This window comes from Mesorhizobium sp. M2D.F.Ca.ET.226.01.1.1, from assembly GCF_004022705.2.
Lineage (GTDB): Bacteria > Pseudomonadota > Alphaproteobacteria > Rhizobiales > Rhizobiaceae > Mesorhizobium.
Genome location: NZ_RZOY02000082.1, coordinates 1 through 340 on the forward strand (window position 1 = coordinate 1; position 340 = coordinate 340).

1 protein-coding gene is annotated in these 340 nt (G+C 60.3%); it reads right to left on the reverse strand.

Annotated features, from left to right (window positions below; genetic code table 11):
- Positions 1-340, reverse strand: a 340-nt coding sequence (locus EN869_RS33845) for a CapA family protein (RefSeq protein ID WP_135916136.1), incomplete at both ends; no start/stop codon positions are given.

A 340-nucleotide genomic window follows, 5' to 3' on the forward strand; every position in this document is an offset into this window, starting at 1 on the left:
CTGTTCTCGGCATACATGTTGGCCGGGCCTGGGCCTGCGTCTATCGCAAGAAGAGAGACCTGGCGGGCGCCTAGATGGCGATGGCCGAGTTTCGCGGCATGGGTCTTGTCGATGCCGACCCCAGCATGCAGGAAGCCGCGCGCTTCGACCTCCTCCAGCGTCGCGAGGACGCCAGAAACACCGAGATCGAATGCGTGGTTGTTCGCCAAGGCGAGCGCGTTGAAGCCGATGTCCTGCAATGCATCCAGAACTTCGGCCCTGGAATAGCCGAAGTACCTACCTTTGATCGGCCAACCACCTTGTTCGCCGAGGATCGTCGACTCGAAATTGATGAGGACGA